The 410-nt window shown below is 79.0% G+C and carries 1 protein-coding gene; it reads left to right on the top strand.

Annotation, left to right across the window (positions count from 1 at the left end):
• Window positions 1-70: 70 nt before the first annotated feature.
• Window positions 71-410 (top strand): DUF2017 family protein (locus tag IR141_RS12900; RefSeq protein ID WP_209304460.1); only part of this gene is annotated, 340 nt, incomplete at its 3' end.

Below are 410 nucleotides of genomic sequence, written 5' to 3'. Positions count from 1 at the left end.
CGGCGTCGACACGCCCGAAGATCCCCCGGCGGCGCCGCCGTCCGTGTCCGCCGCGCAGGACGCGGGCCCCGTGGCCGGGCTGGACGCGTCCGACGCCGCGTTCTGGGGGCTGGTCTCCGGCCTGCACCTGAGCCAGGACCCGGAGCCGCAGCGCTCGGCCCCCACCGACCCGGCCGTCGCACGCCTCCTGCCGGATGCGATGCCCCAGGCCGGCGCCGCCGAACAGGGCGCCCACCGGGCCCTGACCGAGGACGCCCTGTCGGAGGGGAAGCTCGCGGACGCGCGCCTGGCCCTCGAGCTGCTGCGCTCGACGCGCGTGGAGGTGCCGCACGACCAGGCGCCGGCCTTCGGCCGCGCGCTCAACGACGTGCGCCTCGTCCTGGCCGCCCGCCTGGGCGTCGAGACCGAGG

The sequence above is a fragment of the Neisseria sp. 19428wB4_WF04 genome, assembly GCF_015235335.1.
Lineage (GTDB): Bacteria > Pseudomonadota > Gammaproteobacteria > Burkholderiales > Neisseriaceae > Neisseria > Neisseria musculi.
Note: the sequence above shows the minus strand (reverse complement) of the source record. Positions and strands in the feature narration are given on the sequence as shown.